This is a genomic window from Streptomyces sp. NPDC107546 (genome assembly GCF_055639175.1).
On the sequence record NZ_JBVKBA010000007.1, the window covers coordinates 147,055 to 173,991 of the forward strand.

Here is a 26,937-nt window from a genome sequence, read left to right on the forward strand (position 1 = left end):
GTAATGAGACACCCGCACGCTCTCGCGCGGATCCATGATCACGAATGCTTGGTGTCCGTCCCCCCCATCAGGAGCGCCCCGTGTCCACCGTCGTCGAGACCGACGTTCTGATCGTGGGCAGCGGCCCGGCCGGTGCCTCGGCCGCGCTCGCCCTGAGCACCTACGGCGTGCCCAACCTCGTCGTGACCCGCTACGCGAGCCTCGCCGACACGCCCCGCGCGCACATCACCAACCAGCGCACGATGGAGGTGCTGCGCGACCTCGGCGTGGAACAGGACGTCATCCGGCAGGCCACCCCGCAGCACCTCATGGGCAACACCACCTTCTGCACCAGCCTCGCCGGGGAGGAGCTGGGCCGGGTGCGCTCCTGGGGCAACGACCCGCTGGTCCAGGCCGCGCACGAACTCGCCAGTCCCACCCGTGTGTGCGACATGCCGCAGCACCTCATGGAGCCGGTCCTCGTGAGCGCGGCGGTCGCCCGCGGCACCCGGCTGCGCTTCCAGACCGAGTACCTCTCCCACACCCAGGACGCCGACGGCGTCACGGCCACCGTCCACGACCGGCTGCGCGGGGACACCTACGAGATCCGCGCCAAGTACCTGATCGGCGCGGACGGCGGCCGCTCGAGGGTCGCCGAGAACGCGGGCCTGCCGATGGGCGGTCAGATGGGCGTCGCCGGCAGCATCAACATCGTCTTCGACGCCGACCTGACGAAGTACACGGCCCACCGCCCCTCCACCCTCTACTGGGTCCTCGCACCCGGAGCGACGGTCGGCGGCATCGGCGCCGGGCTGGTGCGCTGCGTGCGGCCCTGGACCGAGTGGCTCATCGTGTGGGGCTACGACGTCGAGGCGGGCGCCCCCGACCTGACCACCGAGTACGCCGAGTCCGTGATCCGCAAGCTGGTCGGCGACGACGAGATACCGGTGACCGTCAAGTCGTCCTCGGCGTGGACCGTCAACGAGATGTACGCGGAGACCTACTCGAGCGGGCGTGTCTTCTGCGCCGGGGACGCCGTGCACCGCCACCCGCCGTCCAACGGCCTCGGCTCCAACACCTCCATCCAGGACTCCTACAACCTGGCCTGGAAGCTCAAGCTGGTCCTCGACGGCACGGCGAGCCCCCAGCTGCTGCAGTCCTACACCGCCGAGCGCGCCCCCGTCGGCAAGCAGATCGTCACCCGCGCCAACCAGTCCATCGGCGAGACCGCGCCCGTCTTCGAGGCGCTCGACGGGCTGTCCCCGCAGACCCCCGAGCAGCTGTGGGCCAACATCGCCGCACGCAAGGAGGCCACCGAGGCCGCCGAGAAGCAGCGCGCGAGGCTGCGCGAGGCGATCGCCTTCAAGGTGTACGAGTTCAACGCGCACGGCGTCGACCTCAACCAGCGCTACGTCTCCGACGCGATCGTCCCGGACGGCACCCCCGACCCGGGCTTCACCCGCGACCCCGAGCTGTACCACCAGCCCTCCTCCCGCCCCGGCGCGAGGCTCCCGCACGCCTGGATCACCTCCGGAACCCGCACCCTGTCCACCCTCGACACGGTCGGCAAGGGCCGCTTCACCCTGCTCACCGGTATCGGCGGCGAGTGCTGGGTGCGGGCGGCGAAGGCCCAGGAGACCGGGATCGCCACCGTGGTGATCGGTCCGGGCCAGGAGTACGAGGACCCCTACGGAGACTGGGCGCGGCTGCGCGAGATCTCCGACGCGGGCGCCCTGCTGGTGCGGCCCGACGGCTTCGTCGCGTTCCGGCACGCGTCCGCCGCCCCGGACGCCCGGGAACTGCTGTCCGAGGCGTTGCGGCGCATCCTCGGACACGCCTGAACGCGGGATCATGGAGGAAGCGGCAGGTACGTCGTGGACGACGAGGAGCACGGCATGACCATCGACAGCACCGCCGAGGACACGGTCACCGAGGAGGCCGTCGCCAGTATCGGCGCGAGCGCCGACTCCCGGCTCCGCGAGCTGCTCACGGGCCTGATCCGCCATCTGCACGCCTTCGTGTGCGAGACGCGACTCACCCAGGAGGAGTGGGAGAAGGCCGTCGGCTTCCTGACGGCGACCGGGCAGGCCTGCACGGACACCCGTCAGGAGTTCATCCTGCTGTCGGACGTCCTCGGCGTCTCCATGCTCGTCGAGACCCTGAACGGCCACCGCGCACCGGGCGCCACCGAGTCGACCGTCCTCGGCCCCTTCCACATGACCGAGTCGCCGGTGCGTGAACTCGGCGACGACATGGACCTGGTGGGCAGTGGCGAGCCGTGCGTGGTCAGCGGCCGGGTGCTGTCCGAGGACGGCACACCCCTGCCAGGCGCCGTCCTCGACGTGTGGCAGGCCGACGCCGACGGCCACTACGACGTGCAGCAGCCGGACCGCCGGCCCGCGGGCAACGGACGCGGGCTGTTCACCGCCGACACCGAGGGCCGCTTCTGGTTCCGCACCTGCGTACCGGCCCCGTATCCCATCCCCACCGACGGCCCGGTCGGCGCACTGCTCCGGGCCACCGGCCGGCACCCGTACCGCCCCGCACACATCCACTTCATCGCCACCGCCGACGGACACACCCCCGTCACCACGCACATCTTCGTGGCCGGCAGTGACTACCTGGACTCCGACGCCGTGTTCGCCGTGAAGAAGAGCCTGGTGCAGGACTTCACGGTCACCGACGACCCGTTCAAGGCAGGGGAGTTCGGGGTACCCAACCCGTTCCGGCAAGCCCGCTTCGACCTCGTCCTGGAGCGTGCGACATGACCTTCACCACCGACTTCACCTACGAGACGCGGCCCGTGCGGGTCGTCTTCCGGCCCGGCGCCGCCGTCACCGCGACCCCGGACGAGGCCGCGCGCCTGGGCCTGCGGCGGCTGCTCGTGATCTCCGGCAGCCGCGGCGAGCCCACCGCACGGGCGGTCGCCGACGCCCTCGGCGACGCCTGCGCGGGACTGCACGCCGAGGCCCGTATGCACGTACCGGCCGACGTCGCCGACCGGGGCGTCGAGGCGGCGCGGGCGGCCGGGGCCGACGGGTGCGTGGCGGTCGGCGGCGGCTCCGCGATCGGCCTCGGCAAGGCGATCGCGCTGCGCACCGGGCTGCCGCTGATCGCCGTGCCGTCGACCTATTCGGGTTCCGAGATGACCCCCGTGTGGGGGCTTACCGAACACGGGGCCAAGCGCACCGGCCGCGACCCGCAGGTCCAGCCCCGCAGCGTCGTCTACGACCCCGAACTGACCCTCTCCCTGCCCGTACCGCTCACCGTGACCAGCGGCATCAACGCGCTCGCCCACGCCGTCGAGGCGCTGTACGCCCCCGACACCTCCCCGCTGGTCCAACTGATGGCGGAGGACGGCACCCGGGCGATGGCCGAGGCGCTGCCGCTGCTCGTCGCCGACCCGGGCGACCTCGAGGCACGCAGCCGCGCACTGTACGGGGCGTGGCTGTGCGGGGCGTGCCTCGGCTCGACCACGATGGGGCTGCACCACAAGCTGTGCCACGTGCTGGGCGGCACCTTCGGGCTGCCGCACGCGGAGACGCACACGGTGGTGCTGCCGTACGTCCTCGCCCACAACGCCCCCGCGGCCCCCGAGGCGGTGACCGCGTTGCGCCGGGCGCTGGGCGCCGAGGACGTCGCGCGCGCCCTGTGGGAGCTGGGCGGGCGCCTCGGCGCGCCGCGCTCCCTCGCCGAACTCGGCCTGGCGGAACCCGACGTGACGGCGGCCGCCGCCCAGGTGACGGCCCAGTCGTACGCCAACCCGCGCCCGGTGACGGCGGACGGGGTGCGGGGCGTGCTGAGGGCGGCGTACGAGGGACGGCCACCCGAGACCGCCGCGGCATAGGGGCTTCACGACGGCGCGCACCCCGTCGCCTGAACTGTCTCGTAATGAGACACCCGCGGCGGCGCGATCCGGCCCAAGATCGAGAAGGGGGGGACCGCATGCAGGCGCGGCCGCTTCGGCGTGCCCCGAGCCGCCGCTCGCACGGCTGCGCCACCGTGACGAAAGGTGAAACATCATGGCCCTCGCACTGCTCCGGCGTCGGCGGACCCGGGGCGCCTCGGCCGAGGCGGCGGGCCTCTCGCTCCCCCTCCCGCCCGGCGCGGGTGCCGTCGCACGCGAGATCGTCGACCCGATGGGCTCGCCGATGGGATCCGCGGACGTCACCGTCACCGCCCTGGACACGCACCGCGTCGCGGCGCGTGGCACGACCGACCCCTACGGCTTCTTCCTCGCCGCGCTGCCGCCCGGCCACTACAGCCTGCTGGTCGCGGCGGAGGGCCTCAGGCCGCACCGCGAGACCGTCGAGATAGTGGCGGGCACGGCGGCGCGCACCGAGCGGATCTGGCTGCAGCCGGCCGAGGCCCAGCAGCTGCCGATGCCGGGCGCCTGGCTCTTCGACCCGCCGCACACGGCGATCCGCTTCATCGCCAAGCACGTCGGCATGGCCAACGTCCACGGCCGCTTCGAACGCTTCGACGGCGGCATCCAGATCGTCCAGGACATGACGCAGTCCCGCGTCCACGTCCGGATCGACGCCTCCAGCATCAACACCGGCAACACCACCCGCGACAACCATCTGCGGTCCGCCGACTTCCTGGACGTCGAGCGCTTCCCGTACATCGACTTCACCAGCACACGCTTCGCGTACCGGGGCGGCAGCAAGTGGACGCTGCAGGGTTCCCTCACGATGCACGGCGTGAGCCGCTCGGTGGCGCTGGACACGACGTACCTCGGCATGGTGAACGGCGGTTACGGCGAGGAGCTGCGCTGCGCGGCCCTGGCCAAGGCGGAGCTGCACCGCGAGGACTTCACGCTGAACTGGCGCTCCATGCTGGCCCGGGGCATCGCGGTGGTCGGCCCGACGGTGCAACTGGAGCTCGACGTCCAGGCGATGTACCGCACCCACGACACGCCGACGCCGCCGGAGTAGGGCGCCACGGGCGGCGGCCGGCCGCCGGTGCCGGCCGCCGGATGAGGGTCCCTCAGCAGGGTGCGGTAGGGTTTACCTGCGCGCTCCAGCGGTACACGCGGGAGCGCGACGGGACGTGGCGCAGCTTGGTAGCGCACTTGACTGGGGGTCAAGGGCTCGCAGGTTCAAATCCTGTCGTCCCGACAGTGATGTCGGACGCTTCCGCAGGCCAGGGACGGCTCCCGGCCGGAACGGCTCGGGCGGGAGCCGGCGGTGTCCCTCCGCTTCGACGGAGAACGAACCGCCCCTCAGCGAACCGCCGCAGCAGGCGGCCGCTCGCGTACGGCGCCGTAGGCGAGGAAGTACGCCGGAACCCGATTCAGCCACCGCGAGGTGGTGAGCAGGCCGGCCATACGCTGTGCCCGCCCGGGGTTGCCGAAGGGCGGGCGGCCCGCCAGCAGCGGCTCGATGACCCGGGCATGGGCGGTCCGCTGCAGCGCCTGGGTGGCGGCCGTGGTGGGCCGGCGGCGGCGCTGCACGGCGCGTACGTCACGCAGGCCGACCGTGCCCGCGCGCAGCGGCTCGACGAGGTGCCGCGCGGCGGCCACGGCGTCCTCCACGGCCAGGTTGATGCCGATGCCGAAGACCGGCGACATCGCGTGCGCCGCGTCGCCGATGCACAGCAGACCCGGGCGGTGCCAGCGCCTGAGGCGGTCCAGGCGCACGTCGAGCAGCTTCACCTGGTCCCATGACCGCAGCGTGTGCACACGGTCGGCGAGCCAGGGGACGGCGGCCGTGAAGTCGGCCGTGAACCGCGTGAGGCCGGCCGCACGGCGTCGACCATCGGATCCCTTGGGGATCAGCACGGCGCACTGCCAGTAGTCCCCACGGTCGATCATGGCCGTGAGGAACCGGTCGCCGACGCCTCCCACGAGCCCCTGTGGGTCCTCCTGCCGCCGCGGCAGCCGGAACCACCAGGCGTCCATGGGGCAGGGGAAGTGCCGCAGCCGCAGTTCGGGCAGTGCCCTGGCCAGCGAGCCCCGGCCGTCGCAGGCGACGGTGAGGGCGGCCCGCAGCTCACCGGTACGGCCGTCGGACGTGCGGTACCGCACCCCCGTGACCCTTCCGCGCTCCACCAGGAAGGACGTCGCCTCGGTGTTCATCCGCAGCGAGAAGGACGGCTCCCGTCGGGCCTCGTCCGCCAGGAGGTCGAGCAGGTCCCACTGCGGCACCATGGCGATGTAGTTGTACGCGCCCCTCAGCGCGCCGATGTCTCCGACGGTGACCAGCGAACGGTCCGGGCCGATCGGCAACTGAACGGTCGTCACCCTCCGTTGCGGCAGCCGGGCGAACCGCTCGGCGAGCCCCAACTCGTCCAGCAGGGCCAGGGTCGAGGGATGCACGGTGTCACCGCGGAAGTCGCGCAGGAAGTCGCCGTGCCTCTCCAGGACGGTGACCTCCACGCCGGACCGGGCCAGCAGCAGGGCGAGGACCATTCCGGCGGGGCCGCCACCCACCACGCAGCACGTGGTCCGCTCCATCAGGTGCTCCCTTCGGCGTGAACGGCAGCCTCACCATACTGGGACATATATCTTCAAAGTCTGCTGAATCCGCCACACAGTCCGTGGCCACCCCAGACGTTCCGTGAAGCACTTCGACGCACTTCGGGAGACCACGATGAGCGAGCAGCCGATCCTCCTTCCCTATGCCGACCCGGCCTTCGTGGCAAACCCGTTCCCGTTCTACCGGCAGCTGCGCGAGGAAGGCCCGGTGCGTCGCGCGGTCATCGCCGGCGGCCTGGAGGCCTGGCTGGTCACGCGCTACGAGGACGGCCTCGCCGCGCTCTCCGACCCGCGGCTGTGCAGCGACGTCCGCGACGCGTCGGACCCCCGGCTCCTGCAACAGCTGCCCGCGACGGAGCGCGAGTCCATGCTGCGCACCATGCTCCGGGCGGACCCGCCCGACCACACCCGCCTGCGCCGGCTGGTCTCGAAGGCGTTCACCGCGCGCCGGGTGGCCGAGCTGCGGCCCCGCGTCCAGGCCATCACCGACGGGTTGCTCGACGCGATCGTGCAGCAAGGCCACGCGGACCTCGTCGCGGACTTCGCGCTGCCGCTTCCGGTCACCGTGATCAGCGAACTGCTGGGGGTGCCCACGACGCACCGCTACGACTTCCAGCGGTGGACCGACGACATGATCCTCCGGGGACCCGAGCCGCCGGACCCCGCCGTGGTCGACGGTGCCTGGCAGCAGATGCGCGCGTACCTGACCAAGCTTCTGGAGGCCAAGCGTGCCAACGCGGAGGACGACCTGCTCAGCGCTCTGATCACCGCGCGTGACGAGCAGCAGCGGCTGGACGAGGACGAGCTGATCGCCATGGCGTTCCTGCTCCTGGTGGCCGGATACATCACCACGGTCAACCTGATCGGCGGCGGCATCGCCGCACTGCTCGCCCATCCGGACCAGCTTCAGCTGCTACGGGACGATCCGGCGCTGCTGCCGGACGCGATCGAGGAGTTCCTGCGCTACGACGGACCGGTCAACCCCGGCATCGCCCGTTTCGCGCGGGAGGACGTCGAGATCGCGGGCGTGACGATCCCGCGCGGCGCCACCGTGCTGGTGGCCTCCGCCATCGCCGACCGGGATCCGGCACGGTTCCCCGATCCCGATCGTCTGGACATCACCCGTGGCGACAACGCCCACCTCGCGTTCGGGCACGGCATCCACTACTGCCTGGGCGCACCGCTGGCCCGGTTGGAGGGCCAGGTCGCCATCGGAACAGCCCTGCGCCGCCTCCCCGGTCTCGCCCTGGCCGTCCCGCCGGAGGAGCTGCGATGGAGGCCCGGCGGCCTGCGCGGCCCCGAGCGTCTGCCCGTCACGTTCACTCCCAGTCCCACCGACGCCCGGTGAAGACTGGCTCACAGGGTCCAGCCGTGACCGCCGCTGTTGTGGGACAGGGCCAGGAGCGCGGTGGTCACGACGAGGTACTGGGTGAGGCGGCCCTGGCGGAACAAGGCCGCCGACGCCCAGGCGACAGCCGTGTACCAGGGCATCGTCCACGGTGCGGTGAGCACCCAGGCGAAGGTGAGCACGAACGGTACGGCGACGACGGCGGGAACGCCCGCCGGGACGCGGCGGTGCAGTGCCCAGGCCAGCGCGAGCATCACGACGGGCCACAGGACACCGGTGGCGGTCGCGGCCCCACGAGGGCCCAGGAACCAGGCGCCGAACTTCTCGAACACGGCCCACAACGACGGTGTGGAGACCAGTTGGGAGGCGTCGGAGAGCGGGGCGAGGGCGTGCACACCGTACGCGCTGTAGACAACGGCGAGCGTCAGCGTGGCCGCGAACGTCATCCGGGCAGCCTGTCGCCAGGCGCCTGCACGCAGCAACGGCCAGGCCAGTCCGACGCCGAGCAGGGCGGCACTTATCTTGACACCGCAGGCCAGGCCGACCAGGCTCCCGACGATCAGGTCGTGGTGCCATCGGGTGGCCCGGCGGACGAAGTGGATCGCGCAGACGGTCAGGCACGCGATGATGGTGTCCAGGTGCCCGCCCGCCACCAGCACGCCGATCAGGAGCGGGTTGGCGATCCACAGCAGTCCGGCCCGGACCGGATCGTCGGCCGTGCGGATCAGCAGGTAGCCGGTGCCCAGGAACGCGGCTGCGTTGGCGAGCATCAGCGCCCATATGGTCAGCCACGGCCGGTCACCGCCGACGAACGCCCCAGCGGCCTGCCACCAGGTTGCGACCGGCCCGTACACGGACGGGGTGTACCGCCACCCCTCGCTCACCAGATGGGCGTAGGCGCCGCCCAGTTGGGCGGGGGTCGTCACGTACGGATCGGCGCCGAGCGCGGCGATACGGCCGTACGCGGCGTAACTGGCCATGTCGGAGGAGCCGACCGGGGTGAGGTTGGCGACGACGAGCACGGCGAGTGCGCCGGCGCCGTACAGGATCCGTGGGTGTGGCCTCCAGCCCCGCCCGTGCGCGCGGAGAAGGCCGAGCGTCCCGAGACACGACAGCACGATGGCCGCGTAGGTGACCGCCGCGGACACGGCGCCGGGCATGGCGGGCAACCGAAGCCAGGTGATCGGCGCCCTGAGTGTGTTGTGGTTCGGCGCGCTCGCGCCGACCAGCGCGAACAGTGCGATGCCTGCCACGGCCGTCCATACGGCCGTGCGCGGCCGGAACTGCCCGACGACCGTCAGCCCCGGCGAGGGAGTTGTCCGCATCCGGCCCGCGGAACGCGGAGTCCACTCGTCGTTGTCGGTCGTCACGGTCACTCGCTGAGTCGCTGTCGGGTTCTGTCCGGCCGGGGCCTGAGGCGGTCGAGGGAACCGCGGGCAACAGCCACACGGTCACCGAGATCCACATCCGGCCCGGGTTGGGAGCCTGGCAGCGGTACGCGAAGGAATCAAGCCCGAGCGTCGGCGCGGTCGCCTTCTGTGCCCGGGTTGGTCGCTGCCCCGGCTTGCAGCGCGTCACCTTGACGACACGCCGAGCACAAGGATGCCCGGCGGGGAGTTGTCCCGAAGCCGGGCGGAGCGCCGGACGGAGCACGCGCCGTTCACCGGAGGGACGTGGCGGGCCGCGGCACGGGATTCCATGCGGCTGATCGGCCGCGCACCCAACGCGGCTCGGTGTCTGCTTCGCCCCGATAGGATGCATTTTGTGATCAGGTCAGGACGGCTCCGGCGCCGCCGCCCTCCGTACGGTGGCCGGCGGGACACCGTACTGCTGTCACCGGTCGTCGTCACCGTCCTCGTCACCAGTCTGGCGTTCGCCACTCCCAGGCAGATCGCCTTCAGTCGCCTCCTGCCCGCGGCGCCCGCGCTCGCCGCCGCGATGTGGCCCGTGCTCCCGACGGTCCTGCTGGGGGCGTTCTGCCTGCTGGTGATGATCGGGCTCAGCTTCGTCTACTCCGATCTGGGGACGCCGTACACGGCTGCCGCGATCGTCGCGGTCACGTTGGCGGCCGCGTACGCGAGCCACCTCAGACTTCAGCGAGAGGAGGCGCTCTTCCAGATCCGGCTCGTCGCCGACGCGGCCCAGAAGGTGCTGCTGCGCCCGCTGCCGCGCCGCATCCAGCACGTCGAGGTCGAGTCGCTGTATCTGGCTGCCCAGGAGCAGGCCCGGATCGGAGGCGACTTCTACGAGGCGGTCGACACGCCGTACGGGGTCCGGCTGCTCATCGGCGACGTGCGGGGCAAGGGGCTGTCGGCGGTGGGGGCGGCCTCTGCGGTGATCAACTGCTTCCGGGAGAACGCGTACGACCAGCCCGACCTGATGGGGATCATCCATCGCCTGGAGATCAGTCTGGCCCGCTACAGCGCCGCGACACACGCCCAGGACCGGCCGGAGCACTTCGCCACCGCTCTCATCGCCGAGATCCGTCACGACAGCGGGCACGCCAGAATCCTCAACTGCGGGCACCCGCCACCGGTGCTGGTGCGCCACGGGGAGATCCAGATCCTCGAACCCAGCCTCCCCTCGCCACCCCTCAACCTCGCGACGCTCCTCGGGAACCACTACTACATCGACACCATCGCCTTCGCCTCGGGCGACCAGATGCTGCTCTACACCGACGGCGTCACGGAGACCCGGGACCGCAGCGGCACGTTCTTCCCGCTCCCGGAGTGGATGCGGCAGCACGGCCCGACGCCGCCCCGCGAGCTGCTGGACCGGCTCCATCAGGACCTGCTCCACTACAGCGGCGGAAGGCTCGACGACGACATCGCGGCCCTCGCTGTGCGCTGCCGGCACACTCCGGCTCGAGTGCACTCCGCGTAAGGGGCGAGCGCGGTCAGGCCGTGGCGGGCACCCGGCTCAGTGCGCCTTCGCAAGGTGGCCGGCGATGGTGGTGAGCAGCGAATCGTCGCCGGCGGCGGAGCTGTCCGCGGCCCAGCACACGTAGCCGTCGGGGCGGATGAGCAGGGCAGCGGCGCCCAGGTCGTCGGTGCAGGTGGCACGGACGAGGTCGACCCGTGGCGGGAGCGCGAAGTCGGCCGGGACGGCCCCGGCCAGATCGAGCAGGACGGCGTGCCCAGAGCCGAACAGCGTCGACAGCCGGGTGGGGCCGGCCTCGGTGACCAGGTCGGCGTCCGGTGTGCGCTGTCCGGTGAGCGGATGCCTGCCAGGCAGTTCGTAGCTCAGCGAGAGGCCGGACATCAGTCCCGCGACGTGCCGGTTGGCATCGGGCAGACGCAGCAGGTCGATGAAGATGTCACGCAGGGCGGCCACGTCCTCGCTCGGGTTCGGATCCGCCAGCACGCGCTGCGCCGACGTGTGATGCAGGACCTGGGCTCCGACCGGATGCCGTTCGGCGTGGTAGCTGTCCAGGAGGCCGCTCGGCGCCCGGTCCTGGACGGCGGCGGCCAGTTTCCAACCGAGGTTGAACGCGTCCTGTATGCCGAGGTTGAGGCCCTGGCCGCCCAGCGGCGGGTGGATGTGGGCGGCGTCGCCCGCGAACAGGATCCGGCCCGCGCGGTAGTGCTCCAGTTGCCGAGTGGCGTCGCTGAACCGGGACGCGTTGTCCACGGCACCGAGGGTGGTCTCAGGGCCGTACACGGCGTGCAGCGCCGCAGTGATCTCCTCTTGCGGGACGGGGAGGTCACGGGTGGTGTCCGCCTGGTCCGCGCGACCGAAGGTGAGCCGGTACCGGTCGCCGCCGAGAGGGACGAGCATGGCCCAGTAGTCGCCCGCGTGACGGGTCAGGCTGCTCATATGGCCCATCTGCCGCGGCACCAGCGACGACACGGCGGACAGGCGGATGTCGGCCACCACCGCCTGATGCGTTCCGGGCCTGCCGGGAAACGGCAGCCCGAGCAGTTTCCGCACCGTACTGTGGGCGCCGTCGCACGCCGCCAGGTAGCGGGCCCGCACCTTCAGATCGTCCGACGCCACGACCACGCCGTCGTCGTCCGACTCGATCCCCGAGACGGCGGTGCCGCGCACGACCCGCGCACCGACGGCGATCGCCCGCTCCTCGAGCACTTCCTCGACCTCCCACTGCGGGATCGCGATCGGGAAAGGGTGCCTGGTCCGCCAGGGGGTGCAGTCCAGGTGCACGGGCAGGGCCGCGAAGTGCCCGCCCACCGGCTCACGCGGTGTGGCCCGCAGCAGCAGCGGCTCCAGCAGCCCACGGGACTGAAGGAGCTCAGCGGTACGGGGCTGGATCCCGCCGCCCTTCACCTGCTGGATGCGCTGGGGCAGCTTCTCCAGCACCAGGGTCTCGACCCCGGCCAGAGCCAGTTCGTACGCCAGCATCAGCCCGGTCGGGCCGGCGCCCGCGATGACGACCTCGGTCGTGCGCTCCGTCAACACCGTCGCTCCCTCTCATTCCTCGTCTCGGGCTATATGTATACCAGGTGTAGAAATCGTCTGAGTGTAGATCTCTGGTACCGTGGGGGCCGTGGACGGCAAGCCAGGACTACGGGAACGAAAGAAGCAGCGGACCCGCGCGGCGATCTCCGAGGCGGCGATCACGCTGTTCCTCGAACACGGCTTCAACCAGGTCTCGGTGGCCCAGGTGGCCGAGGCGGCGGAGGTGTCCAAACGCACGCTCTTCGCCTACTTCCCGACGAAGGAAGACCTCGTGGTGCACCGCCTCGCCGACCACGAGAGCGAAATCGCCCGCGTCGTGCGGGCCCGCCCGCCCGGCACCGCACCGCTGACCGCAGTGCGCGAGCACTTCCTCAAGGGGCTGCGTGAGCGGGACCCGATCACCGGGCTCAACGACCACCCCGCGGTACGCAGGCTCCACCGGATGATCCTCGACACGGCCTCGCTGGTGGCCCGGATGGAACGGTTCAAGGCCGGCGCCGAACGCGCACTCGCTGAGGCGTTGCAGGAAACGGCGGGGACTGCGGAACTCACCGCGCGGCTGGCTGCCGTCCAGATCGTCTCGGTCCACTGGGCGCTGGCACAGGACAACGCCGAACGCCTGGCGTACGGGGAGCCGGCCGAGGAGCGCTATGCGGGTGCGGTGGCCGACGCTGAACACGCGTTCGCGCTGCTCGAGAACGGGTTGCTGCACCTGACCCCGCAGCGGTGAATCTCATCGGGGCAGCCCGTACACGCGGCAGGCGTGGCTCGTCCTCCTCCGCCAAGCCGACCGGCCGGCTCGACATCGCCTCCGGCAACCCGTACTACGACATGCAGGACGGGCTGCTGCTGCCCGACCCCACACCCGACGACCACGAGCAGATCTGGAAGACCACCGGCGTGTGGGCGATGTACCGGACCGCGGACTGGATGTTCCACCGCATTGATGTGGGATGCGGCTACGACACGCCGCTGATACGGGACGGGCCGGCCACCGTTCTGCGTCCGCCACCGAGCGGTGGGCCGCCGACCGCAGACCGGGGCCGCGCGGGCGTGGTCAGTCGCGCGCTCGGTCCTGGTCCCGGGCGTGGGCCGCCCACAGGCCGCGGACATGTCCGATGTGACGGGTCATCACCGCCCGTACGGCGTCCTCGTCCCGTTCGAGCAGGGCATCGAGGAGTTCGAGGTGCTCCTGGGCGGAGGCGAGCAGCCGGCCGGCCTCGACGAGCGCGGTCAGTCCGTACAGACGTGACCGCTTGCGCAGATCACCGACCACCTCGACGAGGTGCGCGTTGCCGGCGAGGGCCAGCAGCCCGAGATGGAAGCGGGTGTCGGCCTCGACGTAGGCGATGAGGTCCCCGACCGCCGCCGCGGTGACGATCTCCCGGGCGGCCGGGCGCAGGGCCTCCAGCGAGACCAGGTCGGCCGTCCGGGCCAGCGCCACAGTGGTCGGGATCTCGATGAGGGAGCGGATGTGGGTGTATTCGTCGAGCTGCTTCTCGGAGACCTCCGTGACGCGGAAGCCCTTGTTGGGGACGGTGTCGACCAGGCCCTCCTTGACCAGGTCGAGCATGGCCTCGCGCACCGGGGTCGCCGAGACGCCGAAGCGGGCGGCGAGCGTCGGCGCCGAGTACACCTCGCCGGGGCGCAGCTCGCCCGCGATCAGCGCGGCTCGCAGGGCGTCGGCGACCCGCTCGCGGTAACTGCTCTTCTTGCCGCCGAGCGTGGGCAGGGCGGGAGCGGGGGAGGGCGAGCTGGGGCGCGGGGCGGCCATGGTGTTTCTGTCTCCTCGAAAGGTGCAATGTCACGCGGCACCAGTGTCCCAGTGCTCCGGCGTTCCCGTACCGGGCAGCTGCGGCAGGTGACTACAGCACGAACCCCGCCGGGAACGGGTCCTCCGGGTCCAGAAGGTACTGCGCCGTGCCGGTCACCCACGCCCGCCCGGTGAAGCTGGGCAGCACCGCGGGGCGTCCGGCGACCTCCGTGGTCCCGAGCAGGCGCCCGGTGAACCGCGTCCCGATGAAGGACTCGTTCACGAACTCGGTGTGCAGGGGCAGTTCGCGGCGCGCGTGCAGCTGAGCCATGCGCGCGCTGGTACCCGTGCCGCACGGGGAGCGGTCGAACCAGCCCGGGTGGATGACCATCGCGTGCCGGGACAGCCGGGCGGTGGCCCCCGACGCGTACAGGTGGACGTGGTGGCAGCCGCGGATCGTCGGGTCCTCGGGGTGGACGGGCTCCTCCTCGGCGTTGATCGCCTCCATCAGTGCGAGCCCCGCCGCGAGGATGTCGTCCTTGCGGGCGCGGTCGAACGGCAGCCCGAACTCCGCCAGCGGCAGGATCGCGTAGAAGTTGCCCCCGTACGCGAGGTCGTAGGTCACCGTGCGCCCGTCGGGCAGGGTGGCCTTGCGGTCGAGGCCCACGCAGAAGGAGGGAACGTTTCTGAGGGTGACCGCCTTCGCGGCGCCGCGCTGGACCGCGACCTCGGCGACGACGAGGCCCGCCGGAGTGTCGAGGCGGATGGTGGTCACCGGCTCGACGACCTCCACCATGCCCGTCTCCACGAGCACGGTCGCCACCCCGATCGTGCCGTGCCCGCACATCGGCAGATAGCCGGAGACCTCGATGTAGACGACGCCCCAGTCACAGTCGGGACGGGTGGGTGGCTGGAGGATCGCGCCGCTCATCGCCGCGTGCCCGCGCGGCTCGTTCATCAGCAACTGCTTGACGTCGTCACGGTGTTCACGGAACCACAGGCGCCGCTCGTTCATGGTCGCGCCGGGGATGGTGCCGATGCCGCCGGTGATCACCCGGGTGGGCATGCCCTCGGTGTGGGAGTCGACGGCGTGCAGGACGAGTTTGCTGCGCATGACCGGCCTCCCTGCTACGCGAGCCCCGCCGCGACGGCCTTCTCCGTGGCGGCGCGCACGGCGGCCTCCTGCTCGGGCGGCAGTGGCATGCGCGGCGGGCGTACGGGACCGCCGTACCGGCCGACGACGTCCATCGACAACTTGATCGCCTGCACGAACTCAACGCGGGAGTCCCAGCGCAGCAGCGGGTGCAACTGCCGGTACAACGGCACCGCGGTGTCGAGGTCGCCCGCGACCGCAGCACGGTACAACTGCACCGAGGCACGGGGGAGGGCGTTGGGGTAACCGGCCACCCACCCCTTGGCGCCGGCGACCGCGAGCTCCAGCAGGACGTCGTCGGCACCGATCAACAGATCCAGCTCCGGGGCGAGTTCGGCGAGGCGGTAGGCGCGGCGGGGATCGCCCGAGAACTCCTTGACCGCGTGGACGAGCCCCTCGCCGTGCAGCTTCGCGAGCAGTTCGGGGACGAGGTCGACCTTGGTGTCGATGGGGTTGTTGTACGCCACCACCGGCAGTCCGGCCTTCGCCACCTCCTCGTAGTGGGCGAGCACGGACCGCTCGTCGGCGCGGTAGGCGTTCGGCGGCAGCAGCATCACCGACGCGCAGCCCGCGTCGCGTGCCTGCTCGGCCCAGCCTCGGGCCTCCGCCGATCCGTACGCGGAGACACCGGGCATCACCCGGGCCCCGCCGATCGCGGACACGGCGGTCTCCACGACCCGGGCGCGCTCCTCGGGGGTGAGCACCTGGTACTCGCCGAGCGAGCCGTTCGGCACGACACCGTCGCAGCCGTTCTCCACCAGCCAGGCGCAGTGGTCGGCGAACCTGGCGTGGTCGACGGCGAGTGTGTCGGTGAACGGAAGGGCGGTGGCGACGAGAACGCCGCGCCAGGGGCGGTGCTGCGGGACGGTCATACGCGATACCCCATCTCGATGACGTGTGACATGTTACTGATGGTCGTCATGTCGGCGGTCCTCTCCGGGTTCCCCGGCCAGCACCCCCAGCGGCACCGGCCGCGCGAACGGCCTCCGGGCCACCGCCTCCGCGTACCCGGCGATCCCGGCCACCCCGGGCCCGCACACCCGGCCCTGGCACCAGCCCATTCCGGCCCGGGTCAGCAGCTTCACCGTCCGCAGATCACCGGCGCCCAGCTCGGCGACGGCCTCCCGTACGCTCCCGGCACGTACCTCCTCGCAACGGCACACCACGGTGTCGTCGGTGACCTGCTCGGCCCAGCGGGCCGGCGGCCCGTACGCGTCGTCGAGCGCCGAGGCGAACCCGCGCAGCGCCGCCCGGCTCCGCGCGGCGCGTTCCCACCCCCGTGGATCGGGCACGGCACCGGCGAGCCGCGCGGCGATGGACCGCCCGGCGATGTGCCCCTCGGCGAGGGCGAGCGCCGCGCCGCCGATCCCGGTGGCCTCGCCCGCCGCCCAGACCCCCGGGACGTCGGTGCGCTGTTCGTCGTCGACGGCGACGTTCGTCCCGTCGATGCGGCAGCCGAGGGTTTCGGCGAGGTCCGTGTGCGGGAGCATGCCGTGCCCGACGGCGAGGGTGTCGCAGGGGACACGGCGCGCGGTGCCCGCCCGGACCCGTCCGCCCGCGTCGAGCGCGGTGACGGTCACCGCCTCCAGCCGATCGGTGCCCTGGGCCTCGACCACGGTGTGCCGGGCGAGGATCCGCACCCCGTGCCGCAGCAGCCGGGCCGCGTACGCCGCCGCCTCCACCGCTTTGCCGGGCTGGGCGGCCAGGGCCCCGGCGCACCGTACGAAGGCCCTCGGGTCGGCCGACTCCACGAGCGCGGCGACCGTCACCCCCGCCGCCGCGAGCCCGGTCGCGACCGGTAGCAGCAGCGGCCCCGTCCCGGCCACGACCGCCCTGCGGCCCGGTACCACCAGTGAGCCCTTGAGCATGGCCTGGGCACCGCCCGCGGTGACGACCCCGGGCAGCGTCCAGCCGGGGAAGGGCAGCACCCGCTCGTAGCCGCCGGTGGCCAGAAGCACGGCGCGGGCCCGCACGGCGACCGACCGCTCCTGCTCGGGCCCGAGCAGGGCGTGCACGGTGAACCCCTCGGACTCCTTCTCGACGCACCACACATGGTGATCCGCCAGGTGGTTGACGCGTCCGGCCGCGAGGTGCCGGTCGAGTCCTTCGCGCAGCCGCAACCAGGTGCGCCACTGGTGGTGCAGGGCCCGCGCCCGCCGCGTGCCGAGTCCGGCGGCGGGCTGCCGGTAGAACTGGCCGCCCGCCTCGGTGGCCGCGTCGACGAGCGTGACGCGTACGCCGCGCGCCCCGGCCGCGAGCGTCGCGGCGAGCCCCGCCGGGCCCGCGCCGATCACCGCGAGGTCAGTCCGCATGGCCCGTCCCCTCCTGCGTACGGATCACATCGCCCGGCCGTACCGGCACCAGACAAGCGCGCTGGTTCGGCCGGTCGTTGACCCTCACCAGGCACTCGAAGCACACGCCGATCCCGCAGAAGACCCCGCGTGGACGCCCCTCGCGCCGGGTGGTGCGCCAGGAGGTGATGCCCGCCGCCCAGAGCGCCGCCGCGACCGTCTGACCGGGCAGCGCCTCGATCTCACGGTCGTCGAAGGTCACCGTGAAGGCGGCGCCCGGCCGGGCCCGGGCCGGCTCCAGGGGATTCACACGGCCTCCCGCTCGAAACGCTCCGGCCGGAACGGCCCGAGGTCCAGCTCCGGCGCCTTGCCGCTCAGCACCCGCGCGATCAACTGCCCGGTCCCGGTGGCGAGTCCGATCCCGGCCCCCTCGTGACCGCAGGCGTGCAGCAGCCCCGGCGCCCTGGGGTCCGGGCCGATGGCGGGCAGATGGTCGGGCAGGTACGGCCGGAAGCCGAGATAGGTGCGCATCGCCCGTACCCGCTCCAGGAACGGGAACAGCCGGATCGCGCCGCCCGCCAGCGCCCGCAGGACCGGCAGGGAGAACGACCGGTCGAAGCCGACCCGTTCACGGCTCGCCCCGATCAGGACGGGACCCGCGGCCGTGCCCTCGACGACCGGCGAGGTCTGCAGCGCCGCCGAGTCGCTGGCCACGTCCGCGACATAGTCGGCGGCGTACACCTTGTGCCGCACCCGGCGTGGCAACGGCTCGGTGACGAGGACGAACCCGCGTCGGGGGAGGACCGGCAGGTGTACTCCCGCCAGCGCGGCGAGCTCCCCGGCCCACGTACCGGCGGCGTTCACCACGGCCGGGGCGAGGATGTCACCGCCGGTCGTGCGCACCCCGCGTACGGCTCCCCCCGGCGTGCGCAGCACCTCGGTCACGGTCCGCCCGGTCAGCAGGCGCGCACCGGACGTGCGTACGAGGTGCGCGGCGGCCAGCGTCGGCATCACCTGGCAGTCCTGTGGGTACAGCACGCCGCCCGCGAGGTCCGGGGCCAGGTGCGGCTCCAGGTCGTGGAGCCGGTCTGCGGCGACGACCTCCGCCTCGACCCCGGCGGCCCGCTGCCCGGTCGCGAAGTCCGCCAGGACGGTGAGCCCTTCGGGGGACGAGGCGACGACGACACCGCCCTTGGGTTCGTACTCGATCGCCGGTCCCACCTCCTCGGCCAGCTCTTTCCACAAGCGCAGGGAGGACAGGGCGAGGTCGAGTTCGGGTCCCGGTTCCTTGTCGGAGACCAGCAGATTGCCCTCGCCGGAGCCGGTCGTACCGCCGGCCACAGGGCCACGATCCACGAGGACGACGTCCATACCGCCGCGGGCGGCGTACAGCGCACAGGCGGCGCCCGTCATCCCGGCGCCGACGACCACGACATCGCAGGTCAGTCGCTGACTCACGGTCAGTACTATGTCACATGGTTCTGCACCGAGGCCAGATGCGCGACGGTGCCGGGAACGCCTCGGCGTGGACCGGCTCGACCTGCTGTACGCGCACATCGAGGACCGCACGGTGCCGCTGCGCGAGACCGTCGAGGGGTTCGCCGAACTGGTCGCGGAGGGCACGGTCGGCCTGCTCGACGTGAGCAACCACGCCGTCTGGCGGGTGGAGCGCGCCCGGGCCCTCGCGGCGGCCGCCGGGCTGCCCGGCTACGAGGTGCTGCAGTACCGGCACAGCTGTCTGCGCCCGCGCACCGACATCCCCGAGGAGATCTTCCCGGACGGCGGCCTCGGCGGCACCACGGCGGAGCTGCTGAGCTATCTGCGCGCCGAGCCGGGCCTGACCCTGGTCGCGTACTCACCGCTGCTCAAGGGCGCCTACGCACGTCAGGACGTCCCGTTGCCCCGCGACTTCGACCACCCGGGCACCCCGGCGCGGCCGGCGGTGCTGCGGGAGGTGGCGCGGGAGACCGGGGCGAGTGTCAACCAGGGGGTGCCGGCCTGGCAGATCGGTGGTGACCTGCCGGTGATCCCGCTGGCCGGAGCCTCGTCGGTGGCGCAGCTGGAGGAGAACCTGGCGGCGATGGAACTGGAACTGACCGCGGAGCGGAGGGCGCGGTTGGACGCGGTGCACTGAGAGCCCCGGGGCTCTCATACGCGACACCGCCGTTGACGCGCCCACCGGCCCGGCACCGTCGGGGCACCTGGCCGGCGGCCGCGTCGCTCAGGTCCGACAGTCGCTCAGGGCAGGCAGCCGATGTGGGCCAGGGCCTGCTTGAGCAGGACGCCCTGGCCGCCCGGCATCTCGTTCTGGACCACAGCCGACGCGGCCTCCTGGGGGCTGAACCACTCCAGGTCCAGCGCGTCCTGGCGGGGACGGCAGTCGCCGGCCACCGGGACGATGTAGGCGAGGGCCACGGCGTGCTGGCGGGGGTCGTGGAACGGGGTGATCCCCAGCGTCGGGAAGTACTCGGCGACGGTGAAGGGCTGCAGGGAGGGCGGAACGCGGGGCAGAGCCACCGGTCCGAGGTCCTTCTCCAGATGGCGCAGGAGGGCGTCACGGACCCGTTCGTGGTGCAGCACCCGCCCCGAGACGAGGGTGCGGCTGACGGTCCCGTCGGGCCCTATCCGCAGCAACAGTCCGATGCTGGTGACTTCACCGCTGTCGTCGACGCGCACGGGCACGGCTTCCACGTACAGGATCGGCATGCGGGCTCGCGCCAGCTCGAGCTCGTCGGGAGTCAGCCAGCCGGGCGTGGTTTCGGTCGTGTCAGGCATTGCCCGATCGTACGGTCAACACCCCGGCATCGGCCGCGTGTCTCACCAGGTCAGACGCAAGTCACACCCAGGACATGTGATCGGCCGCCCGCTCGGTCCGCTTTCCCGCACCGGCGAAATCAGGTCGGTGACGGGAAGGCGACGGTCGGGGAACGGGACGGGACGGACGATGCCGGGGAACGGGACCGGAAGGCGACGGTCGGGGAACGGGAGGGTCAGGTGACGATGCGGTACCGGTGCTCCGGACGCCCCGTCGCCCCGTACCGGAGCTCCAGCCGCACCATGCCCTCCTTGACGAGGTAGGACAGGTACCGCTGGGCCGTCGCCCGGGAGACCCCGGTGAGTTCGGCCGCCTCGGCCGCCGACACGGGACCGCGGGCGGAGAGCAGCGCCTGGTGGACGAGGGTCAGGGTGGGCGCGGAGTGCCCCTTGGCCGGCACCCGCGGGACGGCCGGCGGCCGGGTGGCGCTGAACAGGGCGTCCACATCGGCCTGCTCGGTCTCGGCGGCCGGCCCCAGCGCGTGCACCCGGTGCTGGAGTTCGCGGTAGGCGGTCAGGCGCCCGCAGAGGTCGGGCGAGCCGAAGGGCTTGACGAGGTATCCCACGGCGCCCAGTTTCATGGCGGTGCGGACCGACTCGATGTCCCGGTCCGCTGTGATCATGAACGCGTCCGGCCGGGAGCCGCCCTCGTCGCCGGTGAGCCGGCGCAGCACATCAAGACCGCTGCCGTCCGGCAGGAAGATGTCGAGCAGCAGCAGGTCCGGATGCAGGGTGCGCACCGCCTCCAGGGCGTCGGCCACCGTCGCCGCCTCGCCGACCACCTCGAAGCCCTGGACCCGGCTCACGTACTCGCTGTGGATGTGGCTCACCCGGAAGTCGTCGTCCACGACCAGGGTTCGGATCATCAGCGGTCGCCTCCCACCGGCAACGCCGTTGTGAACAGTGCGCCCTGCGGTGCGGGGGCCGTCTCCGGCAGCGGCAGGACGACGGTGAAGACCGCGCCCGGGCCCTCGCTGACCGAGACGGTGCCACCGTGCCGCTGCACCAGCCGGTGCACCAGGGCGAGCCCCAGGCCGCGCCGGGCGGTGCCCCGCTCGGGCCGGGTCGACCAGCCGTCCTCGAAGATCGCCTCGGTGGCGCCCGGCGGGACCCCCGGCCCGGTGTCCGCCACCCGCACGGTCACATGGTCGGGGGCCTCGGTGAGGGTGAGCCGCACCTGGCGGCCGCCCGCCGGGGGCGGCCCGTCCGCCGCGGCGTCGACCGCGTTGTCCAGCAGGTTGCCGACGATCGTCAGCAGCCGGCGCAGATGGGGTGAGTCCTGGCCGAGCGCGGAGTCGTCGTCGAGCACGATCCGCACGCCGCGTTCGGCGGCGACCGTGGTCTTCGCCACGACCAGTCCGACCATCAGCGTGTTCCCGATCCGTCTGCGCACCGACTCGGTCAGCGCCTGCCCGGCGCCGGCCGACCCGACGGCGAACTCGTAGGCCGCGTCGTGGTCGCCGATGTCCAGCAGCCCGGCCAGCGTGTGCATCCGGTTGGTGAACTCGTGCTGCTGGGCCCGCAGCGCGTCGGTGAGACCCCGTACCGAGTCCAGCTCGCGCAGGAGTCCGATCAGCTCGGTGCGGTCGCGCACGGTGACCACCGCGCCGAGTTCGCGGCCGCGCAGCGTGACCGGCATGCGGTTGACGACGAGGCAGTGCTCGTCGGTCAGGACGCTGACGTCGGTGCCGCTCAGGGTGCCGTCCAGGGCACGCCGCAACCGGCCGTCGGGCAGCACCTCCTCGAGCCTGCTGCCGAGCGCGGTGCCGAGCCCGAGCAGCCGCCGGGCCTCGTCGTTCACCACGGTGACCCTGCCGTCGGGGTCGAAGGCGACCACACCCTCCCGGATGCCGTGCAGCATCGCCTCGCGGTCCTGGAAGAGTCCGGCGATCTCCTCCAGTTCCAGGCCGAAGGTGGTCCGCTTCAGCCGCCGCGCCAGCAGATACGCGGCCGCCGAACCGAGCGCGGTGGCGATCGCCGCGTACAGGCCGAAGGTCGGCAGCTCACGCCACAGCTCCCCCAGCACGTACCGCTCCGGGAGCCCAGCCGACACCTCGCCGACCAGCTTGCCGGACGGCCCGTACAGAGGAGCCTTGGCGTTGGCGGACCGCCCGGTGGCGCCCTGGTCGCTGCCGACGCGCGGACGGCCGTCCAGCACCTCGATGGGCTCGTGCACCGGCTCCCCGATGAGCTGCGGCATGGGGTGCGAGTGACGGATGCCGTGCAGGTCGAGCACGACGACGTACGACGCCCCGGAGGCCTTCCGGATGCGCTCGGCGGCGGTCTGCACCACGCCGTTGTCGGTGCCGTTCGCCATCGCCTGACGGATCTGCGGCTCGGCGGCCGTGGTCCGCGCGATGGCCAGCGCCCGCTGCTCGTAGGAACGGTCGAGCTCGCCCCGCTGTGCGAAGGCGGACAGCACGAAGCCGATCACGCCGGTGAGACCGAGGATGAACAGCTGGTTGGCGAGGATCCGGGCGGAGAGCTTCCCTCTGCCGCCGCGGGTGATCCAGGTACGGATAGGCATCACAGACGCCTCTTTGCCCCTGTCGTACGTCGTGCCGGGTCCGGCCCCTGCGCCGGACCCGCGTGGCGCGATTGTGCCTGATGGCCGAAATCCTGCCCAGCCCCGTTTCACTGAGCAGAACGAGCAGAACCCCGGGTTACGCGGCTATCGCGGGATACCTGTGAAACAGCGACGTAACACCGGGTGGCCTCTAGCGTCTGCCTTCACCCGCTCCCGACGAGGTGCGGAACTCGACCCGACGAGGTGTGGAACCCGCCCCTCGAGGCGTGGAAGGAGACGGCCCCCCATGGCTTCGCGAAACGATGTCGCGAAGAGCCCGATCACCGGTACGGCGACCGCAGGCGCAGCAGCGCGTGAGGATGCGCGCATCGAGATCTCCGGGCTCACCAAGCGATTCCTGACCCCTGCCGGTGAGGTGTTCACGGCGCTGCAAGACGTGTCGTTCACCGTGGAGCCGGGCCAGTTCTGCGCGGTGGTCGGCCCCACCGGCTGCGGCAAGTCGACCACCTTGAGCATGGTGTCCGGGCTCGACCGGCCCAGCGAGGGCTCGGTCAAGGTGGGCGGTCGTGAGGTGGACGGCATCACCGACGGCGTCAGCTTCATGTTCCAGGCCGACGCCCTGCTGCCCTGGAAGACCGTCCTCGGCAATGTGCTGATGGGTCCGGTCTTCCGTGGCGTGCCCAAGCAGCGGGCCCAGGAGCAGGCTCGTGACTGGCTGCGCCGGGTCGGCCTCTCGGGCTTCGAGGACCGCTACCCGCACCAGCTCTCCGGCGGTATGCGCAAGCGCGTGGCGATGGCCGCGGCCCTGATCAACGAACCCAAGATCCTGATCATGGACGAGCCGTTCGGCGCCCTCGACGTGCAGACCAAGGCGATCATGTCGACCGAGCTGCTGGCCCTGTGGGAGCAGATCCGACCGTCCGTCGTCTTCATCACCCACGACCTCGACGAGGCCGTGGCACTCGCCGACCGCGTCGTCGTCATGACGTCGAGCCCCGGATCGGTCAAGGCGGTCTTCGACATCGACCTGCCGCGCCCGCGCGGCTCGGTCCAGGAGATCCGCTTCGAGCCCCGCTTCATCGAACTGCAGCACCAGATCTGGGACACGCTGCGCGAGGAGGTGGAGCGCGCCTACGCACGCACCGCAGGAGGTAAGGCATGACCACGACGTCCACCGCTCCCGCCGCTCCGGTCAGCGGCGGTCAGGTATCGGCCGCTGCCGCCGCCAGAAGCGCCGTACGACGCCGCGTCGCGCTGGTCTGGGCGGGCCGCATCGGCCTTGCGGTCGTCGTCATCGGCGGCTGGCAGGCGTTCACCACGTGGGGGATCGTCGACCCGTTCTTCTTCGGGCAGCCGTCGGGCATCGCCAAGCGGCTGGCCGACCTCTTCCAGCACGGCACGGAGTTCGGGTCCTTCTACTCGAACATCTGGACAACGATCCAGGAGGCGCTCGTCGGCTTCGCCCTCGGGTCCCTCACCGGGGTGATCTTCGGTGTGGCGCTGGGCCAGAGCCGCTTCCTCTCCGACGTGCTCGGCCCCTACATCAAGATGGTCAACGCGATCCCGCGCATCGTCCTCGGCTCGATCTTCATCGTCGCCTTCGGCATCGGCGTGACCCCGAAGATCCTGCTCGCCGCGGTCCTGGTGTTCTTCATCGTCTTCTTCAACGCCTTCCAGGGCGTCCGCGAGGTCGACCGCAACATCCTCGCCAACGCCAAGGTGCTCGGCGCCTCGCAGATGCAGATAATCCGCCACGTCATCGTGCCGTCCGCGCTCACCTGGATCATCGCCAGCCTGCACAGCGCCTTCGGCTTCGCCATCGTCGGCGCGCTGGTCGGCGAGGTGCTGGGCGCACAGAGCGGCCTCGGCCTGGTCATCAAGACCGCCCAGAACAACTTCGACCCCGACGGCGTGTTCGCGACGATGCTCGTCATCTCGGTCATCGTGCTCGGTGCCGAGTGGCTGATCGGCAAGCTCGAGCACCGGCTGCTGTCCTGGCGCCCCCCGGCCCCGTCCGAGGCGTCGAACGCCCTCTGAGTCCGTCCCCGCCCCCTCCCTCCGCTCGTCCCTGTCCCACCCAGAAAAGGAAAGTGGCCAGCCATGTCACGACGATCCGCCACCGTCACCGCCTCCCTCCTCACCGTCCTCGCCCTCGGCACGGCCACCGCCTGTTCCAGCGGCTCCCACAGCGGCTCCCAGAGCGTCGGCAGCTCCGGCGGCGTGCCCACGGTGAAGCTCATGGTCGGCGGTATCGACAAGCAGATCTACCTGCCCTACCAACTCGCCCAGAGCCTCGGTTTCTACAAGAGGTACGGCGTGAATGTCGAGCTGAGCACCGAGCAGGACGGCGGTGTCGGCGCCGAGGAGGCCATGGCCTCGGGGCAGGTGGACATGGCGGGCGCCTGGTACAACCACACGATCGAGTTCCAGGCGAAGGGCAAGGCGGTCGAGGACGTGGTCCAGCTCTCCGGCGCGCCGGGTGAGCGTGAGATGTGCACCAAGAAGTCGGGCGTCACCTCGGCCGCCGACTTCAAGGGCAAGACCCTCGGCGTCACCGACCTGGGTTCGGGCACCGACACCCTCACCCAGTTCCTGGCCGCCAAGAAGGGCGTCAAGACCAGCGACTTCCACCGGATCGGGGTCGGCGCCGGCTCCACCGCCATCGCCGCGCTGCAGAACGGCAAGGTGGACTGTGTGATGACGACACAGCCGACGGTCGCCGCGATCGAGAAGAAGGGCGTCGGTGCCTCCGCGATCGACCTGGCCACCACGCAGGGCGCCACGGCGGCGATGGGCGGTGCCTTCCCCGCGGCCAGTGTGCTCGCCCGCACCGACTGGGTGAACCAGAACAAGGCCACCGTGCAGAAGGTCGTCGACGCGCTCGTGGCCACCATGCATTGGATCAACACGCACAGCGCGGCCGACATCGCCGACAAGCTGCCTCAGTCGTTCGTGCAGAACCAGCTCGTGACCAAAGCCGACTACATCGCGGCCCTGACCGAAGACAAGGGCCAGTTCCTCCCGGACGGCATCATGCCGGCCGGCGGTCCGAAGACCTCACTGGCGACGGAGAAGTTGGTCGGCAACGTGAAGGGGTCGGTGGACCTCAGCAAGACGTTCACCAACGAGTTCGCCGTCCAGGCCAACAAGACCGAGGGCTTCAAGACCACCACGACCCCCGCGGGGGCGGACGGCTGAGCCTCCGGCACTGATACGACGTCGCCCCGCCTGTCCGCACCAGCGGCAGGCGGGGCGGTGCCATGTCACACGGCGGCCGAGTCGCTCCGCACATCGCGTCGCGAGACCGCCAGATAGGCGACGAAGCCGAGGATGGCGACCGTCCAGGAGAGGGTCACCGGGCCGAGGCCCCAGTCCAGGCCGCCGCGGTTGTACGGGAGGGCCATCCAGTCGGCGAGCGACGCGCCGAGGGGGCGGGTGACGACGTACGCGGACCAGAACGCGGCCACCGCGCCCAGCAGTCCCGCGCGGTGGGCGACCGCCGGCACAGAGATGGCGACGGCGTACAGAGCGACGGACCCCAGGTAGCCGAGGCCGATCGTGGCGCTCAGGTCGCCCGCGGCCGTGCCGAGCGCGAACGTGGCGAGCACGGCAGCCCAGTAAAACGTCTCGCGGCGCCGGGTGGAGATGCTGTGGATGGACAGGGTCCGCTCGCTCGCGTACCACAGGGCGAACACGGCGGCCAGCGCCACCAGGAACAGCGGCGTCGAGAGGGTGTAGGGCACGCCGAGACCCACGTGCAGGACGTCGGCGGCCATCGTGCCGAACACGCTGACCATGACAATGGCCGTCCAGTAGACCCAGGCCACGTACCGGCGGACCGCGAACTGCAGGACCAGGGACCCGAGGAAGGCGACGGTGCCGAGACCGACCGCCGGGATCGGGCCGAGCAGACGGGCCAGGTAGTCGGAGGCGGTCTCGCCCATTCCGGTGGTCAGAACCTTGATGATCCAGAAGTAGACGGTGACTTCCGGGACCTTGTTCGCCATCCCGCGTATGCGGGCGCGGGGATGGGCGGGGGGTCGGTCGTCAAGGACGTGCTCTGTGCTCATGGCAGGCACGATGACATGGGGAACTGCTGATTCCACAGGGCCCTTTGCCATTGTTTTGGATCTTCTGGTGCAGGCGTTGCCGAACAGGCCGGAAACCGTCGAGCCGCC

23 protein-coding genes, 1 tRNA gene and 1 pseudogene are annotated in these 26,937 nt (G+C 71.7%); 12 read left to right on the forward strand and 13 right to left on the reverse strand.

Annotated features, from left to right (window positions below; all coding sequences use genetic code 11):
• The first annotated feature begins 44 nt into the window (after nucleotides 1-44).
• The 5 genes from ACZ7L1_RS12845 (at nucleotide 45) to ACZ7L1_RS12865 (ending at nucleotide 5,099) form a co-directional block, all read left to right on the forward strand.
• Nucleotides 45-1,820: an FAD-dependent oxidoreductase gene (locus ACZ7L1_RS12845; protein ID WP_471436643.1), complete on the forward strand. Its 1,776-nt coding sequence runs from the start codon at nucleotides 45-47 to the stop codon at nucleotides 1,818-1,820.
• A gap of 54 nt (nucleotides 1,821-1,874) precedes the next feature.
• Nucleotides 1,875-2,747 carry a dioxygenase family protein gene (locus ACZ7L1_RS12850; protein ID WP_471436645.1) on the forward strand — a complete coding sequence of 291 codons (873 nt, stop codon included), beginning with the start codon at nucleotides 1,875-1,877 and terminating at the stop codon, nucleotides 2,745-2,747.
• Nucleotides 2,744-3,826, forward strand: a complete 1,083-nt coding sequence (locus ACZ7L1_RS12855) for a maleylacetate reductase (RefSeq protein ID WP_471436647.1) — start codon at nucleotides 2,744-2,746, stop codon at nucleotides 3,824-3,826. Before ACZ7L1_RS12850 ends, ACZ7L1_RS12855 begins: the two co-directional genes overlap by 4 nt.
• A 175-nt stretch (nucleotides 3,827-4,001) precedes the next feature.
• Complete coding sequence (locus ACZ7L1_RS12860; RefSeq protein ID WP_471436649.1) at nucleotides 4,002-4,916, forward strand: YceI family protein; 915 nt, start codon at nucleotides 4,002-4,004, stop codon at nucleotides 4,914-4,916.
• A 109-nt stretch (nucleotides 4,917-5,025) separates the two neighbouring features.
• A tRNA-Pro gene (locus ACZ7L1_RS12865) sits at nucleotides 5,026-5,099 on the forward strand.
• Nucleotides 5,100-5,203: 104 nt separating this feature from the next.
• Here ACZ7L1_RS12865 and ACZ7L1_RS12870 read toward each other — a convergent pair.
• On the reverse strand, nucleotides 5,204-6,436 hold the full coding sequence (locus ACZ7L1_RS12870; protein ID WP_471436651.1) for an FAD-dependent oxidoreductase: 1,233 nt from the start codon (nucleotides 6,434-6,436) through the stop codon (nucleotides 5,204-5,206).
• A 136-nt stretch (nucleotides 6,437-6,572) separates the two neighbouring features.
• Between ACZ7L1_RS12870 and ACZ7L1_RS12875 the strand changes: the two genes are divergently transcribed.
• The gene (locus tag ACZ7L1_RS12875) at nucleotides 6,573-7,805 is read left to right on the forward strand and encodes a cytochrome P450 family protein (protein WP_471436652.1); all 1,233 of its coding nucleotides are present in this window, start codon (nucleotides 6,573-6,575) and stop codon (nucleotides 7,803-7,805) included.
• A gap of 8 nt (nucleotides 7,806-7,813) precedes the next feature.
• On the opposite strand, the gene ACZ7L1_RS12880 is transcribed toward ACZ7L1_RS12875, so the two are convergent.
• Nucleotides 7,814-9,175 (reverse strand): MptA/MptB family glycosyltransferase, encoded by a 1,362-nt coding sequence (locus ACZ7L1_RS12880; protein ID WP_471436654.1) that lies wholly within the window; start codon nucleotides 9,173-9,175, stop codon nucleotides 7,814-7,816.
• Between the two features lie 394 nt (nucleotides 9,176-9,569).
• Between ACZ7L1_RS12880 and ACZ7L1_RS12885 the strand changes: the two genes are divergently transcribed.
• The gene (locus tag ACZ7L1_RS12885) at nucleotides 9,570-10,688 is read left to right on the forward strand and encodes a PP2C family protein-serine/threonine phosphatase (RefSeq protein ID WP_471436656.1); all 1,119 of its coding nucleotides are present in this window, start codon (nucleotides 9,570-9,572) and stop codon (nucleotides 10,686-10,688) included.
• Between the two features lie 36 nt (nucleotides 10,689-10,724).
• On the opposite strand, the gene ACZ7L1_RS12890 is transcribed toward ACZ7L1_RS12885, so the two are convergent.
• Nucleotides 10,725-12,221, reverse strand: coding sequence for an FAD-dependent monooxygenase (locus tag ACZ7L1_RS12890; RefSeq protein ID WP_471436658.1), 1,497 nt, complete (start codon nucleotides 12,219-12,221; stop codon nucleotides 10,725-10,727).
• A gap of 88 nt (nucleotides 12,222-12,309) precedes the next feature.
• On the opposite strand from ACZ7L1_RS12890, the gene ACZ7L1_RS12895 reads away from it, so the two are divergent.
• Nucleotides 12,310-12,951: a TetR/AcrR family transcriptional regulator gene (locus ACZ7L1_RS12895; protein ID WP_471436659.1), complete on the forward strand. Its 642-nt coding sequence runs from the start codon at nucleotides 12,310-12,312 to the stop codon at nucleotides 12,949-12,951.
• Nucleotides 12,952-13,278: 327 nt separating this feature from the next.
• Here the strand turns inward: ACZ7L1_RS12895 and ACZ7L1_RS12900 are convergent, their stop codons facing one another.
• From ACZ7L1_RS12900 to ACZ7L1_RS12925, 6 genes are all read right to left on the reverse strand, one after another.
• Entirely contained in the window at nucleotides 13,279-13,995 is a 717-nt protein-coding gene (locus tag ACZ7L1_RS12900) for a GntR family transcriptional regulator (protein WP_471436661.1), read from the reverse strand.
• A gap of 91 nt (nucleotides 13,996-14,086) precedes the next feature.
• Nucleotides 14,087-15,088 (reverse strand): proline racemase family protein, encoded by a 1,002-nt coding sequence (locus ACZ7L1_RS12905; RefSeq protein ID WP_471436663.1) that lies wholly within the window; start codon nucleotides 15,086-15,088, stop codon nucleotides 14,087-14,089.
• Between the two features lie 14 nt (nucleotides 15,089-15,102).
• On the reverse strand, nucleotides 15,103-15,999 hold the full coding sequence (locus ACZ7L1_RS12910) for a dihydrodipicolinate synthase family protein (RefSeq protein WP_471436665.1): 897 nt from the start codon (nucleotides 15,997-15,999) through the stop codon (nucleotides 15,103-15,105).
• Between the two features lie 33 nt (nucleotides 16,000-16,032).
• The gene (locus ACZ7L1_RS12915) at nucleotides 16,033-17,439 is read right to left on the reverse strand and encodes an FAD-dependent oxidoreductase (RefSeq protein WP_471436666.1); all 1,407 of its coding nucleotides are present in this window, start codon (nucleotides 17,437-17,439) and stop codon (nucleotides 16,033-16,035) included.
• Nucleotides 17,429-17,728, reverse strand: coding sequence for a (2Fe-2S)-binding protein (locus ACZ7L1_RS12920; protein WP_471436668.1), 300 nt, complete (start codon nucleotides 17,726-17,728; stop codon nucleotides 17,429-17,431). Before ACZ7L1_RS12920 ends, ACZ7L1_RS12915 begins: the two co-directional genes overlap by 11 nt.
• Nucleotides 17,725-18,876, reverse strand: coding sequence for an NAD(P)/FAD-dependent oxidoreductase (locus ACZ7L1_RS12925; protein ID WP_471436670.1), 1,152 nt, complete (start codon nucleotides 18,874-18,876; stop codon nucleotides 17,725-17,727). Before ACZ7L1_RS12925 ends, ACZ7L1_RS12920 begins: the two co-directional genes overlap by 4 nt.
• Before the next feature lie 31 nt (nucleotides 18,877-18,907).
• On the opposite strand from ACZ7L1_RS12925, the pseudogene ACZ7L1_RS12930 reads away from it, so the two are divergent.
• Nucleotides 18,908-19,552 (forward strand): annotated as a pseudogene (locus ACZ7L1_RS12930) (aldo/keto reductase); the annotation flags it as partial.
• A gap of 104 nt (nucleotides 19,553-19,656) precedes the next feature.
• Here the strand turns inward: ACZ7L1_RS12930 and ACZ7L1_RS12935 are convergent.
• The 3 genes from ACZ7L1_RS12935 to ACZ7L1_RS12945 form a co-directional block, all read right to left on the reverse strand.
• Nucleotides 19,657-20,193 (reverse strand): NUDIX hydrolase family protein, encoded by a 537-nt coding sequence (locus tag ACZ7L1_RS12935; protein WP_200422004.1) that lies wholly within the window; start codon nucleotides 20,191-20,193, stop codon nucleotides 19,657-19,659.
• A 215-nt stretch (nucleotides 20,194-20,408) separates the two neighbouring features.
• Nucleotides 20,409-21,098, reverse strand: coding sequence for a response regulator (locus ACZ7L1_RS12940; protein ID WP_471436671.1), 690 nt, complete (start codon nucleotides 21,096-21,098; stop codon nucleotides 20,409-20,411).
• Nucleotides 21,098-22,759: an ATP-binding protein gene (locus ACZ7L1_RS12945; RefSeq protein WP_471436673.1), complete on the reverse strand. Its 1,662-nt coding sequence runs from the start codon at nucleotides 22,757-22,759 to the stop codon at nucleotides 21,098-21,100. Before ACZ7L1_RS12945 ends, ACZ7L1_RS12940 begins: the two co-directional genes overlap by 1 nt.
• A 286-nt stretch (nucleotides 22,760-23,045) precedes the next feature.
• On the opposite strand from ACZ7L1_RS12945, the gene ACZ7L1_RS12950 reads away from it, so the two are divergent.
• The 3 genes from ACZ7L1_RS12950 to ACZ7L1_RS12960 all read left to right on the forward strand — a co-directional run bounded on the left by ACZ7L1_RS12950 (nucleotide 23,046) and on the right by ACZ7L1_RS12960 (nucleotide 25,957).
• Nucleotides 23,046-23,921, forward strand: coding sequence for an ABC transporter ATP-binding protein (locus ACZ7L1_RS12950; protein WP_471436675.1), 876 nt, complete (start codon nucleotides 23,046-23,048; stop codon nucleotides 23,919-23,921).
• Complete coding sequence (locus tag ACZ7L1_RS12955) at nucleotides 23,918-24,796, forward strand: ABC transporter permease (RefSeq protein WP_471436677.1); 879 nt, start codon at nucleotides 23,918-23,920, stop codon at nucleotides 24,794-24,796. The genes ACZ7L1_RS12950 and ACZ7L1_RS12955 overlap by 4 nt, the downstream gene beginning before the upstream one ends.
• A gap of 63 nt (nucleotides 24,797-24,859) precedes the next feature.
• The gene (locus ACZ7L1_RS12960; protein ID WP_471436679.1) at nucleotides 24,860-25,957 is read left to right on the forward strand and encodes an ABC transporter substrate-binding protein; all 1,098 of its coding nucleotides are present in this window, start codon (nucleotides 24,860-24,862) and stop codon (nucleotides 25,955-25,957) included.
• 65 nt (nucleotides 25,958-26,022) lie between these two features.
• On the opposite strand, the gene ACZ7L1_RS12965 is transcribed toward ACZ7L1_RS12960, so the two are convergent.
• A complete protein-coding gene (locus ACZ7L1_RS12965; protein WP_471436681.1) occupies nucleotides 26,023-26,829 on the reverse strand; it encodes a COG4705 family protein in 807 nt (268 codons plus the stop codon).
• Between the last annotated feature and the right edge of the window lie 108 nt (nucleotides 26,830-26,937).

Excerpts from the sequence above, each read along its gene's own strand:
- ACZ7L1_RS12845 (WP_471436643.1), top strand. The coding sequence starts at position 45 with ATGCTTGGTGTCCGTCCCCCCCATCAGGAGCGCCCCGTGTCCACCGTC.
- ACZ7L1_RS12850 (WP_471436645.1), top strand. The coding sequence starts at position 1,875 with ATGACCATCGACAGCACCGCCGAGGACACGGTCACCGAGGAGGCCGTC.
- ACZ7L1_RS12855 (WP_471436647.1), top strand. The coding sequence starts at position 2,744 with ATGACCTTCACCACCGACTTCACCTACGAGACGCGGCCCGTGCGGGTC.
- ACZ7L1_RS12860 (WP_471436649.1), top strand. The coding sequence starts at position 4,002 with ATGGCCCTCGCACTGCTCCGGCGTCGGCGGACCCGGGGCGCCTCGGCC.
- ACZ7L1_RS12870 (WP_471436651.1), bottom strand. The coding sequence starts at position 6,436 with ATGGAGCGGACCACGTGCTGCGTGGTGGGTGGCGGCCCCGCCGGAATG.
- ACZ7L1_RS12875 (WP_471436652.1), top strand. The coding sequence starts at position 6,573 with ATGAGCGAGCAGCCGATCCTCCTTCCCTATGCCGACCCGGCCTTCGTG.
- ACZ7L1_RS12900 (WP_471436661.1), bottom strand. The coding sequence starts at position 13,995 with ATGGCCGCCCCGCGCCCCAGCTCGCCCTCCCCCGCTCCCGCCCTGCCC.
- ACZ7L1_RS12905 (WP_471436663.1), bottom strand. The coding sequence starts at position 15,088 with ATGCGCAGCAAACTCGTCCTGCACGCCGTCGACTCCCACACCGAGGGC.
- ACZ7L1_RS12910 (WP_471436665.1), bottom strand. The coding sequence starts at position 15,999 with ATGACCGTCCCGCAGCACCGCCCCTGGCGCGGCGTTCTCGTCGCCACC.
- ACZ7L1_RS12915 (WP_471436666.1), bottom strand. The coding sequence starts at position 17,439 with ATGCGGACTGACCTCGCGGTGATCGGCGCGGGCCCGGCGGGGCTCGCC.
- ACZ7L1_RS12935 (WP_200422004.1), bottom strand. The coding sequence starts at position 20,193 with ATGCCTGACACGACCGAAACCACGCCCGGCTGGCTGACTCCCGACGAG.
- ACZ7L1_RS12940 (WP_471436671.1), bottom strand. The coding sequence starts at position 21,098 with ATGATCCGAACCCTGGTCGTGGACGACGACTTCCGGGTGAGCCACATC.
- ACZ7L1_RS12945 (WP_471436673.1), bottom strand. The coding sequence starts at position 22,759 with ATGCCTATCCGTACCTGGATCACCCGCGGCGGCAGAGGGAAGCTCTCC.
- ACZ7L1_RS12950 (WP_471436675.1), top strand. The coding sequence starts at position 23,046 with ATGGCTTCGCGAAACGATGTCGCGAAGAGCCCGATCACCGGTACGGCG.
- ACZ7L1_RS12955 (WP_471436677.1), top strand. The coding sequence starts at position 23,918 with ATGACCACGACGTCCACCGCTCCCGCCGCTCCGGTCAGCGGCGGTCAG.
- ACZ7L1_RS12960 (WP_471436679.1), top strand. The coding sequence starts at position 24,860 with ATGTCACGACGATCCGCCACCGTCACCGCCTCCCTCCTCACCGTCCTC.
- ACZ7L1_RS12965 (WP_471436681.1), bottom strand. The coding sequence starts at position 26,829 with ATGAGCACAGAGCACGTCCTTGACGACCGACCCCCCGCCCATCCCCGC.